Source organism: Salmonella sp. 2018103, from assembly GCF_026247685.1.
Taxonomy (GTDB): domain Bacteria; phylum Pseudomonadota; class Gammaproteobacteria; order Enterobacterales; family Enterobacteriaceae; genus Salmonella; species Salmonella enterica.
In genome coordinates this window covers 1,158,762-1,176,965 of record NZ_CP111029.1, presented here as the reverse complement: position 1 = coordinate 1,176,965, position 18,204 = coordinate 1,158,762, and the positions used below count along the sequence as shown (strand labels likewise).

Sequence of the window (18,204 nt, the reverse complement as noted above, 5' to 3'; positions counted from 1 at the left end):
GAATAGTGACACAATAAAAGCTTATTAATGGAAAGGAAAACCATACTATGTACGATGATTACGTTGTTGAATGGGATCTGGCGTTTGCTGAATATTTAAAAAAGCTGGCCAGCATTTTCTTAAAGGAAACGCCAGATTTATGGCCCAATATCGTCTCCCGCCTCGCCAGCGATCCTGCCAGTTTTGAAGACGACGAGGACGATGACTACGGGATGGTGGAAGTGCTTGATTGCAGTGGCGGTGATTTAGACAATCGTGCATTGTTACAGGCATTCATGCAGGTTCTACGTACTGAAGGCGTTATTGAAGAAATCGATTACAAGGGGGAGGGTGAAGAAGGTCTGCTCGCCACTTTTGCGGCCAATCGTTATTATGGCCTGACAAAAGATTTTGCCAGTACAGATGAACTAAAAACGCGACTACTGGCACTCACCAGATATGATGAAATAGGCAAAGTCTGCAAAAAAGGCGACCGTTACGTCGATGAGATATTTGAGCGCATTCAAAGCCGGCTCAACGAACGTGGCTTTCAGATAGCCAGTCTCAATGAAGGCACTGATGCCTATAATATATTTGTTTTACCTATGGATGAGTACGAACAAATAGCTGACTTCGACACTCCATGGCTCGAAGTGCAGGATTTTTTAAGCTAAAAAAATGGCCGACTTTACATCGGCCATCAGACTTTTACTTCGCCTTCGCTACAGTCACCATCGCCGCGCGAATGGTACGACCGTTCAGCGTATAGCCTTTCTGCATAATACCCAGCACATTGCCTGCCGGAACCTCTTCCGACTCCACCATCGCAATCGCCTGATGCACGTTCGGGTCCAGCGGCACGTTGGTCTCAGCAATCACTTCCACGCCGAACTTACGCACCACATCCAGCATAGACTTCAGCGTCAGCTCAATCCCTTCGACCATTGCCGCCATATCCGGATTGGCTTTGTCTGCGACTTCCAGCGCGCGATCCAGGCTATCGATTACCGGCAGCAATTCGTTGACGAACTTCTCGAGAGCGAATTTATGCGCTTTTTCGATGTCCTGTTCAGTACGACGGCGCAGGTTTTCCATTTCCGCTTTGATGCGCAACACGGTGTCGCGTTCGCGAGTCTGGGCTTCTGCAAGCTGAACTTCCAGATTCGCAATTTTTTCATCGCGCGGATCCACCTGCTCAGCAGAATCGTTTGGTTCAACTGCCTCAACCTCTTCGTGCTGATCCATGATAATTTCTTCCGGGGCTTGCCCCTCAGGCGTTTTCTGTTCTTTACTACTCATGAATTTCTCCGCGTTTTTTTCGCATTCATCTCGCTAACTTCGCTTATTATGGGGATCAGATTCAGGGTTTCAAGGGAAGTACTCACATTGTCATCAATCTTCGCTACAAGGACCTCAGAAAAATGAATAATCATTTCAAGTGTATCGGCATTGTGGGGCATCCGCGTCATCCCACCGCACTCACGACACATGAAATGCTCTACCGTTGGCTATGCGATCAGGGTTATGAGGTCATTGTGGAGCAACAAATCGCCCACGAATTACAGCTAAAAAATGTGCCAACCGGCACGCTGGCGGAAATTGGTCAACAGGCGGATCTGGCGGTAGTCGTGGGCGGCGACGGCAATATGCTTGGCGCAGCGCGTACGCTGGCGCGTTATGACATCAATGTGATTGGCATTAACCGCGGTAATCTTGGCTTCCTGACCGATCTCGATCCGGACAACGCCCTGCAACAATTATCTGATGTGCTGGAAGGGCGCTATATCTCCGAAAAACGTTTTCTGCTGGAAGCGCAGGTCTGCCAACAGGACCGCCAGAAGCGTATCAGCACAGCCATTAATGAAGTGGTGCTGCATCCGGGAAAAGTGGCGCATATGATCGAATTCGAGGTTTATATTGATGAAACCTTCGCTTTTTCACAGCGATCTGATGGTCTGATCATTTCTACGCCGACAGGCTCCACCGCCTATTCGCTCTCCGCAGGCGGCCCTATTCTGACCCCTTCACTGGATGCAATCACCCTGGTGCCGATGTTCCCGCATACCTTGTCGGCGCGCCCGTTAGTCATTAACAGCAGTAGCACGATTCGTCTGCGTTTTTCGCATCGCCGTAGCGATCTGGAAATTAGCTGCGACAGCCAGATAGCGCTGCCTATTCAGGAAGGAGAAGATGTGCTGATTCGCCGCTGCGACTACCACCTCAACCTGATACATCCCAAAGACTATAGCTATTTCAATACATTAAGCACAAAACTCGGTTGGTCAAAAAAATTATTCTAATTTTACGTTAGCCTCTTTACTGTATAAAAAACCAGTTTATACTGTATTTAATTACAGTCATGGTTTTTCATACAGGAAAACAGCTATGTTGGCGCAACTGACCATCAGCAATTTTGCTATCGTTCGTGAGCTTGAGATCGATTTTCAGAGCGGAATGACCGTCATTACTGGTGAAACCGGCGCGGGTAAATCTATTGCGATTGATGCCCTGGGTCTGTGTCTGGGCGGTCGCGCTGAGGCCGATATGGTCCGTACCGGAGCGACCCGCGCCGATTTGTGTGCCCGCTTTGCGCTGAAAGACACGCCTGCGGCATTGCGCTGGCTGGAAGAAAACCAGCTTGAAGAAGGTCGCGAATGCTTACTTCGCCGCGTTATCAGCAGCGATGGCCGCTCACGGGGCTTTATTAACGGCACCGCTGTGCCCCTGTCTCAATTACGCGAGCTCGGTCAGTTGCTGATTCAAATTCATGGTCAACATGCGCACCAGCAGCTTACCAAACCCGAACAGCAAAAATCGCTGCTGGATAGCTATGCCAACGAAGCCGCTTTAGCGCAGCAGATGGCTGCCCGCTACCAATTATGGCATCAAAGCTGCCGCGATCTCGCCCATCACCAGCAACAAAGCCAGGAACGCGCCGCGCGCGCGGAACTGCTGCAATATCAGTTAAAAGAGTTGAACGACTTTAATCCGCAGGCCGGCGAATTCGAGCAAATTGACGAAGAGTACAAACGGCTGGCCAACAGCGGGCAGTTGCTTACGACCAGCCAGAACGCTCTGGCGCTACTCGCGGACGGCGAAGACGTTAACCTGCAAAGCCAGTTATATAGCGCAAAACAACTGGTTAGCGAGCTGGTGGGTATGGACAGCAAGCTTTCCGGCATCCTGGATATGCTGGAAGAAGCCACTATTCAACTCACCGAAGCCAGCGATGAATTACGCCACTATTGCGAGCGTCTGGATTTAGACCCCAATCGCCTGTTTGAACTTGAACAGCGCATCGCTAAACAAATTTCGCTGGCGCGAAAACATCACGTCAGCCCGGAAGCGCTGCCACAGCTTTATCAGTCACTGCTCGAAGAACAGCAGCAGCTCGACGATCAGGCCGATTCGCTGGAAACGCTGACGCTGGCGGTTAATAAGCATCACCAACAAGCGCTGGAAACGGCGCAAGCGCTGCATCAACAGCGTCAGTTTTACGCCCAAGAGCTGGGGCAGTTGATCACTGAAAGTATGCATTTACTTTCAATGCCGCACGGTCTGTTTACTATCGACGTGAAATTTGATGAGCATCATCTGAGCAACGACGGCGCCGATCGCGTGGAGTTTAAAGTGACGACAAACCCAGGTCAGCCGCTGCAACCTATCGCTAAAGTCGCGTCTGGCGGTGAACTGTCGCGCATTGCGTTGGCTATTCAGGTGATTACCGCGCGCAAAATGGAAACGCCGGCGCTGATTTTTGACGAGGTCGATGTTGGCATCAGCGGCCCAACCGCCGCCGTGGTCGGTAAACTCCTGCGTCAGCTTGGCGAATCCACTCAGGTGATGTGCGTCACTCACCTGCCACAGGTAGCCGGGTGCGGTCACCAGCACTTCTTTGTCAGTAAAGAAACAGACGGGGCAATGACCGAAACACATATGCAACCTTTGGATAAACGTGCGCGTTTACAGGAACTGGCCCGCCTGTTGGGAGGAAGTGAAGTTACGCGTAATACGCTGGCAAACGCAAAAGAACTGCTGGCGGCGTAAACTTTTTTACCTCCCGAAGGTCTGAGTTCACAACAAAAACGCCGTAAGACCCGACAGCAAAAGGTTTTAAAGTGATGAAAGGTCTATTATCATCGGCATATTAATATGAGCCACGTACTGCTCAGGCCCGAAAAGGAACCCAATCACTATGCGCTGTAAAACGCTGACTGCTGCCGCAGCAGTACTCCTGATGTTGACCGCAGGCTGTTCCACTCTGGAGCGAGTGGTTTACCGACCTGACATCAATCAGGGGAACTATCTTACACCTACGGATGTCGCCAAAGTGCGTGTTGGTATGACGCAACAACAGGTTGCGTATGCTTTAGGCACGCCGATGATGACCGATCCTTTTGGTACGAACACCTGGTTTTATGTCTTCCGCCAGCAGCCAGGACATGAGAACGTGACGCAGCAGACTCTGACGCTCACCTTTAACAGCAGCGGCGTGTTAACCAATATTGATAACAAACCGGCGTTGACGAAGTAATTTTGTGATACCGCCTGATGAGGTTACGTTCATCAGGCCTGCAAACCTCTCCCCCGCCATTTGGTACGAATTTGCCTGATGGCGCTACGTTCATCTGGCTTACAGGCACACCTGTGCTTCAGGTGTGGTACGGCTTTCACACCGTTATCCGGCAAGGTTAATTATCTGCCAGCCGATTTTTCGGCGCGCTGGCGGCGTAATGCTTTTGGATCGGCGATTAAGGGACGGTAAATTTCAACCCGATCGCCATCCTGCACCGTATCGGTGAGTTTTACCGGACGACTGTAGATACCTACTTTATTTTTCGCCAGATCGATATCCGTGCGCAATTCCAGCAAGCCGGAAGCGCGAATCGCCTCTTCGACCGTCGCGCCCTCCTCCAGCGTTACGCGCTGCAAATACTGCTTTTCCGGCAGCGCATAAGCCACTTCAACCACAAGTTTATCCGGCACGGTAAACCTCTTTGGCGCGAACCGTAAACGCCTGCACCATGTTGGACGCTAACTCTTTGAATATACGACCAAACGCCAGCTCAATGAGTTTATTGGTAAACTCAAAATCAAGCTGAAACTCAATGCGGCACGCCTCGGGGCTGAGCGGGGTAAATTTCCAGCCGCCGATCAGCTTTTTAAAGGGGCCATCCACCAGATGCATCAGAATGCTCTGGTTACGCGTTAGCTGATTACGCGTCGTAAACGTCTTGCTGATACCCGCCTTCGACACGTCAACAGCCGCCGTCATCTGTGCTGGCGATGACTCCAGGACGCGACTACCAACACACCCAGGCAAAAACTGGGGATACGATTGCACGTCATTCACTAACTGATACATCTGTTCCGCACTGTAGGGGACTAAAGCAGTCCGACTAATCTGAGGCATAGCAATTCCCATCAACATAAATCGTGTAAATAATACCACTTATCAGCGAGTAAAAAAAATGCTGTCCCCAACCGTCATGCCTTAATTGTGCGTGCATAGCCCAACTCATGCTAAGATAGATTTTTGCACCTCATCAGGACGTAATGGGGTGTTTTCGATATCAGATTACCTATGAATTCACGACACTTATGACGAAGAAAAAAGCACATAAACCGGGCTCAGCCACCATCGCGCTGAATAAGCGCGCCCGGCACGAATACTTTATCGAAGAAGAGTTCGAGGCTGGTCTCGCCCTGCAAGGCTGGGAAGTAAAATCTCTGCGCGCAGGAAAAGCCAATATCGGCGACAGTTACGTTATCCTCAAAGATGGCGAGGCCTGGCTGTTTGGCGCAAACTTTACGCCGATGGCGGTCGCCTCGACACATGTCGTATGCGACCCAACCCGAACCCGCAAACTGTTGTTAAATCAGCGTGAGCTTGATTCACTGTATGGCCGTATTAATCGTGAAGGTTATACTGTCGTCGCGCTTTCTCTGTACTGGAAAAATGCCTGGTGCAAAGTGAAGATCGGCGTGGCGAAAGGTAAAAAACAACATGATAAACGTTCCGATCTTAAAGAACGTGAGTGGCAACTGGATAAAGCACGCATTATGAAAAATGCAGGCCGATAATAGACATTTTTGTGACCAGCTTCTCAGTATGAAGCTGGTCAATATTCATATCTCATGCATGCCTCGAAAATATATTCTCTGTGTCTGACGCTTATCAATAGCAATAAATACCACACCACAACAAGAATATATTCTTTGTTTAAAAATTTTTATAGTCTAATAACACAATACTTCAAATGATTTTTATAAAATTTAATATTGCTGAATACCTTCACAAAAAGTATTGTTTTTATGTTAAAAGAGAAAAAGAAGAAAAAATTAAAATTCATTATAAAACATAAAGATAAATAAAAAATTATCATGTATTGTTAGCCCACCCTACATCTCCTTAACACAAACTCCGTTATATTTCAGACGCACTAACACCTTTATCAATAGATCTTAATTTGCAGAAAGATTTTTTTCTGACTATATCATCTAATACGAAAGCACTAGTCAGGCACAAAAAACAAAGGGTTATTCGGCGAGAAAACCAGACCTTCACCTACGCTCATAAAAAAGAATATGGCTACGGAAATTCATCTCTCACGATGAACGGGAAGGCTCGTCTACGCATTTTGCCCTGAACGTCGTGCCCGTTAATTAATACACAGAGCAAATCCATCAGGAGCTAATTTATGCGTCTACTCGCCGTGGTTTCGAAATTGACTGGCGTCTCCACCACTGTGGAATCCTCAGCGGTCACTCTTAACGCCCCGTCAATTGTTAAATTATCAGTGGCCCGGGAAGAAATTAGTCAACTTACGCGCATTAATCAGGATCTGGTGGTGACGCTCCATTCCGGCGAAACGATCACGATTAAAAACTTTTACGTTACCAACGATCTGGGCGCAAGCCAGCTGGTACTGGCGGAAAACGATGGCACGTTATGGTGGGTAGAAAATCCGCAAGCCGGGCTACATTTTGAACAAATCGCTGATATTAATGAGCTGCTGGTCACTTCCGGCACTTCCCATGAAGCAGGCGGCGCCGTTTGGCCGTGGGTACTGGCTGGCGCGGTGGCGGCTGGCGGCATTGCCGCTATCGCGTCTTCCGGCGGCGGCGATTCCCACCATCATTCGGATGGCGATAATCCGCCCCCCGATAACACCAATCCTGACGGTAATCCCCCTGATAACAGCAATCCCGGCGGCAGTAACCCTAACGGCAATACTCCAGGTAGCAGTAATCCTGTAGATACTACCCCGCCTCTCGCTCCCGGCAAGTTGTTGATTTCAGCGGACGGAAAAACGGTGAGCGGCGAGGCCGAAGCGGGCAGTACCATTACCATCAAAGATCCTTCAGGTAACGTCGTTGGCGAGGGCAAAGCGGATAGCGACGGTAAATTTAGTATTGATCTGACAGCGCCACAGATTAGCGGCGAACAACTTACCGTGACCGCTACTGACGATGCCGGCAATACCGGCCCATCCGCAACCATTGATGCGCCCAACATTCCTCTCCCCGATACACCGATTATCACCGCCGCTATCGATGATGCCGCTCCCCTCACCGGCACGCTGAGCAATAACCAGTTTACGAACGACAATACCCCCACTCTGGAGGGAACCGGCAGCGCAGGCACAGTCATCCATATTTACGCCAATGGTCAGGAAATAGGCTCCACAACGGTTGATAGCAGCGGAAGCTGGCATTTTGCCATTACCAGCGCGCTAGCGGATGGGGAAAATCATTTCACCGCCATTGCGACTAACGTTAAAGGCGAAAGTAGCGAATCAGCCCGCTTTTCGCTGACTATCGACACACTCAGCCCCGATGCCCCACGCGTTGAACTGATTGCCGATAACACCGGTTTGCTCACCGGGCCGCTACAGAATAATGACCGGACTGACGAGGCAAAACCGCTATTTTCCGGGCAGGGAGAGGCTGGCAATACCATCACGATTAAAGAGGGTTCAACCGTTATCGGCAGCGCTACCGTAGACGAAAATGGGCGCTGGACCTTTACGCCGACTACACCGTTAAGCGATGGCGAACATACCTTTACCGTCGAACAAAGCGACAAAGCCGGAAACGTGAGCCGCGTGACGACAACGCCTACTATCATTGTGGACACCACGCCGCCTGACGCCGCTATCATTGATAATGTCGCGAAAGACGGCACAACCGTTAGCGGTACCGCTGAAGCTGGCAGTACCGTGTCGATCTATGACCCGGCGGGAAATTACCTGGGCTCCACGATTACCGGAGAAAATAACCACTTCAGCATCACGCTGAATCCGGCCCAGACCCACGGCGAGCGTCTGGAAGCGCGTATTCAGGACGCCGTCGGTAACATCGGCCCCACCACGGAATTTACCGCTTCTGATTCACAGTATCCTGCCCAGCCGACTATCCTTACCGTGACGGATGACGCTGGCGCCGTTACCGGGCTGCTGAAAAATGGCGATGCCACAGATGATAACCGCCCAACCCTCAGCGGTACTGCCGAACCAGGCAGTACGATATCGATTAACGATAATGGCTTTCCTGTACTGTCCTTTCCGCCCATTGTCGCTGACGCTGACGGCAAATGGAGCTTTACCCCCTCGCTGGCACTTGCCGATGGCGACCATGTCTTTACCGCTACCGCGACCAACGATCGCGGCACCAGCGGGCAGTCCGCCTCCTTTACCATTGATATCGACACGCAGCCGCCGGTGCTGGAAGGTCTGGCGGTTAGCGACGTCGGCGACAGACTTACCGGCACTACGGAAGCTGGCAGTACTGTGGTTATCAAAGACAGCCAGGGAAATACGCTCGGTAGTGGAACGGCAGGCGACGACGGTACCTTCTCAATAGGTATTAGCCCGGCGAAAATTAACGGCGAAACATTAAGCATTAGCGTTACCGATAAAGCCGCGAATAGCGGTCCGGTAGAAACGCTGAACGCGCCGGATAAAACTGCGCCTGCGGCACCGGACGGTCTTATCGTGGCGACCGACGGTCTGTCCGTAAGCGGTCAGGCGGAAGCCGGGGCAACGGTCACTATCCGCGACAGTAGCAACACCGTACTTGGCAGCGCCGTCGCTAACGGCAACGGACAATTTATCGTTCCGCTGAATACGGCGCAGACTAACGGCCAGGCGCTTATCGCTACCGCCACCGATGTCGCGAAAAACGAAAGCGCCGCCGCGACGGTTATCGCGCCGGACAGTACCGCGCCGGAAATGCCGAAAAACGTGGTAATTAGTGAGGATGGCGCCAGTATCAGCGGCACCGCCGAACCGGGTAGCGCCATCACGATCGCCACGCCGGACGGCACGCCGCTCGGCAGCGGCAAAGCAGATGGCGAAGGTCATTTTACCCTTCCCCTCGTCCCCGCACAGACCAACGGCGAACAGGTTACCGTCACCGCCACCGACAGCGCCAACAACGTCAGCCCGCCAACCACAGCGCAAGCGCCCGATATCACCGCCCCGGATAAGCCCATTATCACTCAGGTGCTGGACGATGTTGAAAGCTTCACCGGGCCGCTGGTTAACGGGCAAACCACCAACGACAACCGTCCTACCCTTAGCGGTACGGCGGAGGCCGGCGCGCGTGTCGAAGTCTTTGATAACGGCGTTTCGCTGGGACTCGCCACGCTACAGCCCAACGGCACCTGGACGTTTACGCCGTCGCAAAATTTAGGTGAAGGCGCACATCGACTGACCGTAATCGCAACCGACGCTAAAGGCAATGCCAGTCCGGCCGCGTCATTCGACCTGGTGGTCGATACGCAATCGCCGCAGCAACCGGTAATCACCTTCATTACAGATGATGCGCCGGGTATTCTCGGTAGCGTCGCGCATCTGGGGCTCACTAACGACAGCACGCCAACGATTAACGGTACAGGTGAACCGGGTTCCACAGTACACCTGTATCAGAATGGCGCCCGGATAGCAGATATTATCGTCGGTAATTCCGGCGTCTGGAGCTACGCCTACACCACGGCCTCGCCACTGGCGGACGACACCTACACCTTTACCGTGACGGCCAGCGACAGTAACGGCAACACCACGCCTTTTTCGACCGATTTTACGATTACCATTGATACCCAGGCCCCTGCCGCCCCCGGCGTTATCGGCGTAGCTGACGGCGACGGAAATACGATTGATACCAATCAGATTACCCAGGAATCCCAGCCCCGGTTGAGCGGTAGCGGCACCGCAGGCGACACAATCATCCTTTACGATAACGGCAATGCCATAGGTCAGGCGCTGGTCGGCACGGACGGGCGCTGGCAGTTTACGCCGCCTGCCGCGCTGGGCGACGGCGACCACCTTCTGACCGCTCGCGCCAACGATCCGGCGGGGAACGAAAGTCCCGAATCCCTCAGCTTTACCCTGCGCGTCGATACCCAGGCGCCGGATGCGCCGCAGATCGTGTCAGCCGCCATCACAGGCGGAGAAGGCGAGGTGCTACTGGCAAACGGCAGTATTACCAATCAGCGTATGCCGACCCTCAGCGGCACCGGCGAACCCGGCGCCATCATCACCCTGTACAATAACGGCGTAGAACTGGCTACCGTCCAGGTCAATCCACAGGGTAGCTGGACCTATCCGCTAACCCGTAATCTGAGCGAAGGGTTAAACATCCTGACGGCCACCGCCACGGATGCCGCAGGCAATAGTAGCCCCACCTCCAGCGTTTTCTCCGTTACCCTTGATACCCAGCCTCCAGCGCAGCCTGACGCGCCGCTAATCAGCGATAACGTCGCGCCGATTATCGGCAACATCGGCAATAATGGCGCAACGAACGATACCACGCCGACCTTCAGCGGCACGGGAGAGATCGGCAGCACGATAATTCTCTACAATAATGGCAGTGAAATTGGTCGCACAACGGTAGGCGATAACGGAAGCTGGAGCTTTACGCCTGCGGCACTGACGCCAGAAACCTATACCATTACCGTCACGGAAACCGATATAGCGGGCAATATCAGTCCACCTTCCGCCTCAGTCACTTTTACGCTAGACACCACTGCGCCCGCCAATCCGGTTATCACTTTTGCCGAAGATAACGTCGGCGAAGTCCAGGATACTATTGTCAGCGGCGCAACCACTGACGACAATACACCGGTCATTCACGGCACTGGCGACATCGGCAGCATTATTACGCTCTATAACGGCAGCAGCGTTTTAGGCGTAGTCACCGTCGATGAGACCGGCACCTGGACGCTGCCGGTGACCAGCGCGTTGCCGGATGGCGTCTACACCCTGACCGCCATTGCCGCCGATGCCGCCGGAAACAGCAGCGGCGTATCGAACAGCTTTACCTTCACCGTCGACACCGTTCCGTTGCAGCCGCCCGTCGTCAATGAGATCCTTGACGATATTGCGCCAGTGACCGGGCCATTAACCGATGGCGCCTTTACTAACGATCGGACGCTGACTATCAACGGCAGCGGCGAAAACGGCAGCACCGTCACGGTTTACGACAATGGCGTGGCAATCGGTACGGCGCTCGTCACCGACGGGGGCTGGACATTCAATACGCCCGAATTGTCAGAAGCCAGCCATGCGCTAACCTTCAGCGCGACTGACGACGCTGGAAATACCACGGCGCAAACCCAACCGATCACCATTACTGTGGATATCACCGCCCCGCCCGCGCCAACGATCCAGACGGTGGACGACGATGGCACGCGCGTGGCCGGACTTGCCGACCCTTACGCTACCGTTGAAATTCATCATATCGATGGCACCCTGGTCGGCAGCGCTGTCGCTAATGGCACCGGTGAATTCGTCGTTACGCTCAGTCCGGCGCAAACCGATGGCGGTACGCTGACGGCAATTGCTATCGATCGCGCGGGGAATAACGGCCCGGCTACGAATTTTCCCGCTTCCGACAGCGGTCTGCCCGCCGTCCCGGCCATCACGGCGATTGAAGATAATGTCGGGAGCGTACAGGGGAATATTGCGGCGGGCGGCGCCACGGACGACACCACGCCGACGCTGCGCGGCACCACGGATATCGGCTCTACCGTTGAAGTTTTCATTGATGGCGATTCGGCAGGCTTTGCCACCGTTGACGCCAGCGGGAACTGGATCTTTGAGATCGCGACGCCATTAAGCGAAAGCACACATTACTTCACCGTCCAGGCAACCAATGCGAATGGCCCGGGCGGCCTGTCCGCACCGGTCGGGATCACTGTCGATCTTAGCGCGCCGGCGCAACCGGTTATTACCAGCGCAACGGATGACGTCCCCGGTATGACCGGTACGCTGGATAACGGCGCGCTCACCAATGATTCACGCCCGACGCTCAACGGAACGGGAGAAGCAGGCGCCACCATCCGCATTCTGGATAACGGCGTAGAAATCGGTTCCGCCACGGTAGATCAAAGCGGCAACTGGCGCTTCACCCCGAACGCGCCGCTGGAGAGCATCGCACATATCTTTACCGCCGTGGCGACCGATCCCGCCGGCAATAGCGGCCAGCCTTCGGACGGCTTTACGCTGAACATTGACGCGCAGGCGCCAGATGTGCCGGTTATCACGTCCGTGATTGACGATAACAATCAACCGACCGTCCCGGTGTTACCGGGGCAATTCACCGACGATCGGCAGCCAATACTGAACGGAACTGGCGAACCTGGCGCGACAATCACCATTTTTGATAACGGTACGCCGCTTGGCACGGCTCAGGTAGGCGAAAACGGTAGCTGGATCTTCCCGGTGCCCCGCAATTTATCAGAGGGAAGCCATAATCTGACGGTTAGCGCTACCGATCCGGCGGGCAATACCAGCGCGGTCTCCGCGCCGTGGACGATCGTGGTCGATATTACGCCTCCGGCGATCCCGGTTCTTACCTCCGTCGTAGATGACCAACCCGGTATTACCGGCAACCTGGTAAGCGGGCAGCTAACGAACGATGCGACGCCCACCCTGAACGGGCGCGGAGAGGCTGGCGCGACGATTAATGTCTATCTTGACGGCAATCCAGCGTCCATCGGTACCACGACGGTGAATAGCGACGGCACATGGAGTTTCACGCCGCAGACGCCGCTTGCAAACGGTAGCCACACGTTCACCCTTAGCGCCACCGATCCGGCGGGTAATAGCAGCGCGGTGTCCAGCGGATTTGTGCTGACGATTGACGCCACACCGCCCGCCGCGCCGGTTATCGCCAGTGTGGCAGACAATACGGCGCCGGTAACGGGCATCGTCCCCAACGGCGGCTCGACGAACGAAACCCGACCGACGCTCTCGGGTACCGGTGAGGCGGGTGCAACCATCTCGATTTATAATGGCAACGCACTGGTCGGCACAGCGCAAGTTCAGGCCAACGGTAGCTGGAGCTTTACACCGTCTACCTCGCTGGGCGCGGGCGTCTGGAACCTGACGGCGACAGCAACCGATGCGGCAGGCAATACCAGCGCCGCGTCCGAAATACGCTCGTTTACTATTGATACCACGGCTCCCGCCGCGCCTGTTATTGATACGGTCTACGACGGTACGGGCCCCATTACCGGCAATCTGAGTTCAGGACAGATCACAGACGAGGCGCGCCCTGTCATTAGCGGCACCCGTGAAGCCAACACAACTATTCGTCTCTACGATAACGGCACGCTGCTGGCTGAAATTCCCGCCGACAATAGCAGTAGCTGGCGCTACACGCCCGATACCTCTCTGGCGACGGGCAACCATGTAATTACCGTCATTGCCGTTGATGCCGCAGGCAACGCCAGTCCCGTTTCAGACAGCGTTAATTTCGTCGTCGATACCACGCCGCCGCTGACGCCGGTAATCACATCAGTCAGTGACGATCAGGCGCCAGGCCTCGGCACGATCGCGAACGGCCAAAATACCAACGATCCTACGCCAACCTTCAGCGGCACCGCAGAAGCCGGCGCCACGATCACGCTCTATGAAAATGGTACGGTCATTGGCACGACAACGGCTCAACCTGACGGCGCGTGGAGCGTCTCCACCTCAACGCTGGCAAGCGGAACACACGTCATCACCGCCGTCGCCACCGATGCCGCAGGAAACAGCAGCCCGAACAGTACGGCTTTCACCCTGACGGTCGATACCACCGCGCCGCAAACGCCAATCCTGACGTCCGTGGTGGATGACGTCGCGGGCGGGGTCACAGGAAATCTCGCTAATGGTCAGATAACCAATGATAACCGCCCCACGCTGAACGGCACTGCCGAAGCGGGCAGCGTGGTCAGTATCTATGATGGCAACACTCTGCTTGGCGTCACCTCGGCTAACGCGGGCGGCGCGTGGAGCTTCACGCCGACGACAGGGTTAAACGACGGCACGCGCACATTAACAGTGACCGCCACCGACCCGGCAGGCAACGTTAGCCCGGCCACCAGCGGTTTTACTATCGTGGTCGATACCCTTGCGCCAACGGTTCCGCTTATAACCAGCATCGTTGATGATGTCCCGAACAATACCGGCGCCATTGGCAATGGACAATCGACCAACGACACACAGCCGACGCTCAACGGTACCGCGGAAGCCAACAGCGCGGTAAGCATCTTCGATAATGGCGCGCTGGTTGCGACCGTGAACGCCAATGCCAGCGGCAACTGGAGCTGGACGCCAACCGCCGCGCTCGGCCAGGGAAGTCACGCCTATAGCGTTAGCGCCGCCGATGCGGCTGGCAACGTTAGCGCCGCTTCGCCATCGACAACGATTATCGTGGATACCATTGCGCCCGGCGCGCCCGGCAACCTGGTCATCAATACTACCGGTAATCGCGTGACGGGCACCGCGGAAGCAGGCAGTACAGTGACAATTACCTCTGAGACTGGTGTGGTACTGGGAACCGCCACCGCCGACGGTACAGGCAGCTTCACCGCCACACTCACGCCCGCGCAGACCAATGGTCAGCCGCTACTGGCATTTGCCCAGGATAAAGCAGGCAACACCGGCATTGCCGCCGGATTTACCGCGCCCGATACGCGCGTGCCGGAAGCACCGATCATCACCAACGTAGTGGATGATGTGGGTATTTATACCGGCGCTATCGCCAACGGTCAGGTCACTAATGACGCACAACCCACATTGAATGGTACCGCTCAGGCGGGCGCCACGGTGAGCATTTATAACAACGGGGCGCTGCTCGGCACCACCACGGCGAACGCCAGCGGAAACTGGAGCTTTACCCCGACAGGCAATTTGACCGAAGGCAGCCACGCCTTCACCGCCACCGCGACTAACGCCAACGGTACAGGCAGCGTCTCCACCGCCGCGACGGTGATTGTCGATACGCTGGCGCCCGGTACGCCGTCAGGTACGCTCAGCGCCGATGGCGGTTCACTTTCCGGACAGGCAGAGGCAAACAGCACCGTAACCGTCACGCTGGCGGGCGGCGTGACGCTCACCACCACCGCCGGCAGCAACGGCGCATGGTCTCTCACCTTGCCGACAAAACAAATTGAAGGTCAACTCATTAACGTGACGGCCACTGACGCTGCGGGTAACGCCTCCGGCACGTTAGGCATTACCGCGCCGATTCTGCCGCTGGCGGCAAGGGATAACATCACCAGTATTGATCTGACCTCTACCGCCGTCACCAGCACGCAAAACTATTCGGATTACGGCCTGCTGCTGGTTGGCGCGCTTGGCAATGTCGCCTCGGTTTTGGGTAACGATACCGCTCAGGTTGAGTTCACCATTGCTGAAGGTGGTACGGGCGACGTCACCATTGATGCCGCCGCAACGGGAATCGTGCTTTCGCTGCTCAGTACTCAGGAGATTGTGGTACAGCGCTACGACACCAGCCTCGGCGCCTGGACGACGATCGTCAACACCGCCGTTGGCGACTTCGCGAATTTGCTTACCCTGACCGGGAGCGGCGTTACCCTGAACCTGAGCGGCCTGGGCGAAGGCCAGTACCGGGTACTCACTTATAACACCAGTCTGCTCGCCACCGGGTCGTATACCAGCCTGGATGTCGATGTACACCAGACCAGCGCAGGTATTATTAGCGGGCCAACCATCAGTACCGGCAACGTCATGGCTGATGATACCGCGCCGACGGGCACCACGGTCACCGCCATCACCAACGCCAACGGTGTCAGTACGCCGGTCGGCGCGGGCGGCGTGGATATCCAGGGACAATACGGCACGCTGCACATTAATCAGGATGGCAGTTACACCTACACGCTGACTAACCCCACGGCGGGATACGGACATAAAGAGAGCTTCACCTACACCATTACCCAGAATGGCGTCGGTAGCAGCGCCGCGCAACTGGTTATCAATCTGGGTCCCGCGCCTGTACCGGGCAGCGTGATAGCGACAGACAATAACGCCTCTCTGGTCTTTGATACTCACGTTAGCTACGTCAACAACGGTCCCTCGACACAAAGCGGCGTCACGGTATTAAGCGTCGGACTTGGTAATGTACTGAACGCGAATCTGCTTGATGATATGACTAATCCGATCATCTTTAACGTTGAAGAAGGCGCTACGCGAACCATGACGTTACAGGGAACCGTCGGCGGCGTCTCACTGGTTTCCACGTTCGATCTGTACGTTTATCGCTTCAACGATGCCATTCAGCAATATGAGCAGTTTCGGGTGCAAAAGGGCTGGATTAACACCCTGCTGTTAGCCGGACAGTCCCAGCCGCTGACCCTGACGTTGCCTGGCGGCGAATACCTGTTCGTGCTGAATACCGCCAGCGGCATTAGCGTCCTCACTGGCTATACGCTGGCGATTTCCCAGGACCACACCTATGCCGTTGACAGTATCACCGCCAACACCACCGGCAACGTACTGACCAATGATGTCGCCCCTACGGACGCCCTCCTCACTGAAGTAAACGGCGTGGCGATTGCGGCGACCGGCACGACGGAGGTAAACGGACTGTATGGCTCGCTCATCATTGACGCAAGAGGCAACTATACCTACACGCTGAAGAACGGCGTCGGCGCCGACAGCATTAAAACGCCGGACAGCTTTATCTATACAGTCAAAGCGCCAAACGGCGATACCGATACGGCCTCGCTCAATATCACGCCAACCGCCAGGGCGCTGGATGCGATTAATGATGTCAGCGATACCCTTAGCGTCGCCACGCTTCAGGATACCTCTGCCTGGCTGGACTCCAGCGTCGGCAGCGCCAGTTGGGGGCTACTCGGCAAATCGGGCAGCGGGAGCGGCACCTTTGACGTTGCAACAGGTACCGTACTTAAAGGCGCGTCACTGGTCTTTGATGTCTCCACGCTCATTACGCTGGGCAATCTGAATATTAGCTGGGCCATTCAGGAGAACGGGACCGTCATACGCAACGGAACCGTTCCGGTGGCGAATATCACGCTGGGCAGCGCGACGGTGACCGTCAACCTGAGCGGCCTGGAGCTGGATGCCGGAACGTACACGCTTAACTTTACCGGCACCAATACCCTGGCCGGGGCGGCGACGATCACGCCACGCGTCATCGGCACCACCGTCGATCTGGATAATTTTGAAACGTCCGGAACGCATACCGTTCTCGGCAATATTTTTGACGGCAGCGATGCGGCGGGGGCGATGGATCAGCTTAATACGGTGAATACCCGCCTGAGCATTAGCGGGTATAACGGCAGCGCCGCCACGCTGGACGCCGCGGCGAATACCACCAGCGCCACGATTCAGGGACATTACGGCACATTGCAAATTAACCTCGATGGCGCTTACACCTACACCCTGAATAATGGCGTCGCGATGTCGTCCATCACCAGTAAAGAGGTCTTTACCTATCAACTGGATGACAAGATGGGTCATACGGATAGCGCCACATTGACCATTGATATGGCGCCGCAAATCGTCAGTACCAACCAAAACGATGTTCTCATCGGCTCCGCCTATAGCGATACGCTGATTTACCACCTGTTAAACGGCGCGGACGCGACCGGCGGCAATGGCGCCGATCGCTGGCAAAACTTCTCCACCGCGCAGGGCGACAAGATCGATATCCACGAACTGCTGACCGGCTGGGATCATCAGGCGGCGACGCTGGGTAACTTTGTTCAGGTTCATACCAGCGGCGCCAATACGGTGATATCCGTCGATCGCGACGGCGTCGGCAGCGCGTTTAAATCCACTGACCTTGTCACTCTGGAGAATGTGCAGCTCACGCTAAATGATCTTTTGCAAAACAACCACCTGATAACCGGCGGTTGATAAAAAAGCCCCGAACGCCACGACGTTCGGGGCAACAAGCGGTGATATT

The 18,204-nt window shown here is 55.0% G+C and carries 9 protein-coding genes; 6 read left to right on the top strand and 3 right to left on the bottom strand.

The window, feature by feature from the left end:
• The first annotated feature begins 47 nt into the window (after positions 1 to 47).
• Positions 48 to 653 carry a DUF6630 family protein gene (locus tag OLG56_RS05685; RefSeq protein ID WP_061377541.1) on the top strand — a complete coding sequence of 202 codons (606 nt, stop codon included), beginning with the start codon at positions 48 to 50 and terminating at the stop codon, positions 651 to 653.
• A 34-nt stretch (positions 654 to 687) separates the two neighbouring features.
• Here the strand turns inward: OLG56_RS05685 and grpE are convergent, their stop codons facing one another.
• Entirely contained in the window at positions 688 to 1,278 is a 591-nt protein-coding gene (gene grpE, locus OLG56_RS05680) for a nucleotide exchange factor GrpE (RefSeq protein ID WP_001518875.1), read from the bottom strand.
• Between the two features lie 122 nt (positions 1,279 to 1,400).
• Between grpE and nadK the strand changes: the two genes are divergently transcribed.
• From nadK to bamE, 3 genes are all read left to right on the top strand, one after another.
• Positions 1,401 to 2,279, top strand: coding sequence for an NAD(+) kinase (gene nadK / locus OLG56_RS05675; protein WP_001059155.1), 879 nt, complete (start codon positions 1,401 to 1,403; stop codon positions 2,277 to 2,279).
• Positions 2,280 to 2,364: 85 nt separating this feature from the next.
• Positions 2,365 to 4,026: a DNA repair protein RecN gene (recN, locus tag OLG56_RS05670; protein WP_000880965.1), complete on the top strand. Its 1,662-nt coding sequence runs from the start codon at positions 2,365 to 2,367 to the stop codon at positions 4,024 to 4,026.
• 148 nt (positions 4,027 to 4,174) lie between these two features.
• Positions 4,175 to 4,513 (top strand): outer membrane protein assembly factor BamE, encoded by a 339-nt coding sequence (gene bamE / locus OLG56_RS05665; protein WP_001203445.1) that lies wholly within the window; start codon positions 4,175 to 4,177, stop codon positions 4,511 to 4,513.
• Positions 4,514 to 4,674: 161 nt separating this feature from the next.
• Here the strand turns inward: bamE and OLG56_RS05660 are convergent, their stop codons facing one another.
• On the bottom strand, positions 4,675 to 4,965 hold the full coding sequence (locus OLG56_RS05660; protein WP_001112990.1) for an RnfH family protein: 291 nt from the start codon (positions 4,963 to 4,965) through the stop codon (positions 4,675 to 4,677).
• Positions 4,955 to 5,392, bottom strand: a complete 438-nt coding sequence (locus tag OLG56_RS05655) for a type II toxin-antitoxin system RatA family toxin (protein WP_001537508.1) — start codon at positions 5,390 to 5,392, stop codon at positions 4,955 to 4,957. The genes OLG56_RS05660 and OLG56_RS05655 overlap by 11 nt, the downstream gene beginning before the upstream one ends.
• A gap of 188 nt (positions 5,393 to 5,580) precedes the next feature.
• On the opposite strand from OLG56_RS05655, the gene smpB reads away from it, so the two are divergent.
• Together smpB and bapA are read left to right on the top strand one after the other, a co-directional pair.
• On the top strand, positions 5,581 to 6,063 hold the full coding sequence (gene smpB, locus OLG56_RS05650) for an SsrA-binding protein SmpB (protein WP_001518569.1): 483 nt from the start codon (positions 5,581 to 5,583) through the stop codon (positions 6,061 to 6,063).
• 617 nt (positions 6,064 to 6,680) lie between these two features.
• Positions 6,681 to 18,155, top strand: a complete 11,475-nt coding sequence (bapA, locus tag OLG56_RS05645) for a biofilm-associated protein BapA (protein WP_079900565.1) — start codon at positions 6,681 to 6,683, stop codon at positions 18,153 to 18,155.
• Positions 18,156 to 18,204 lie beyond the last annotated feature (49 nt).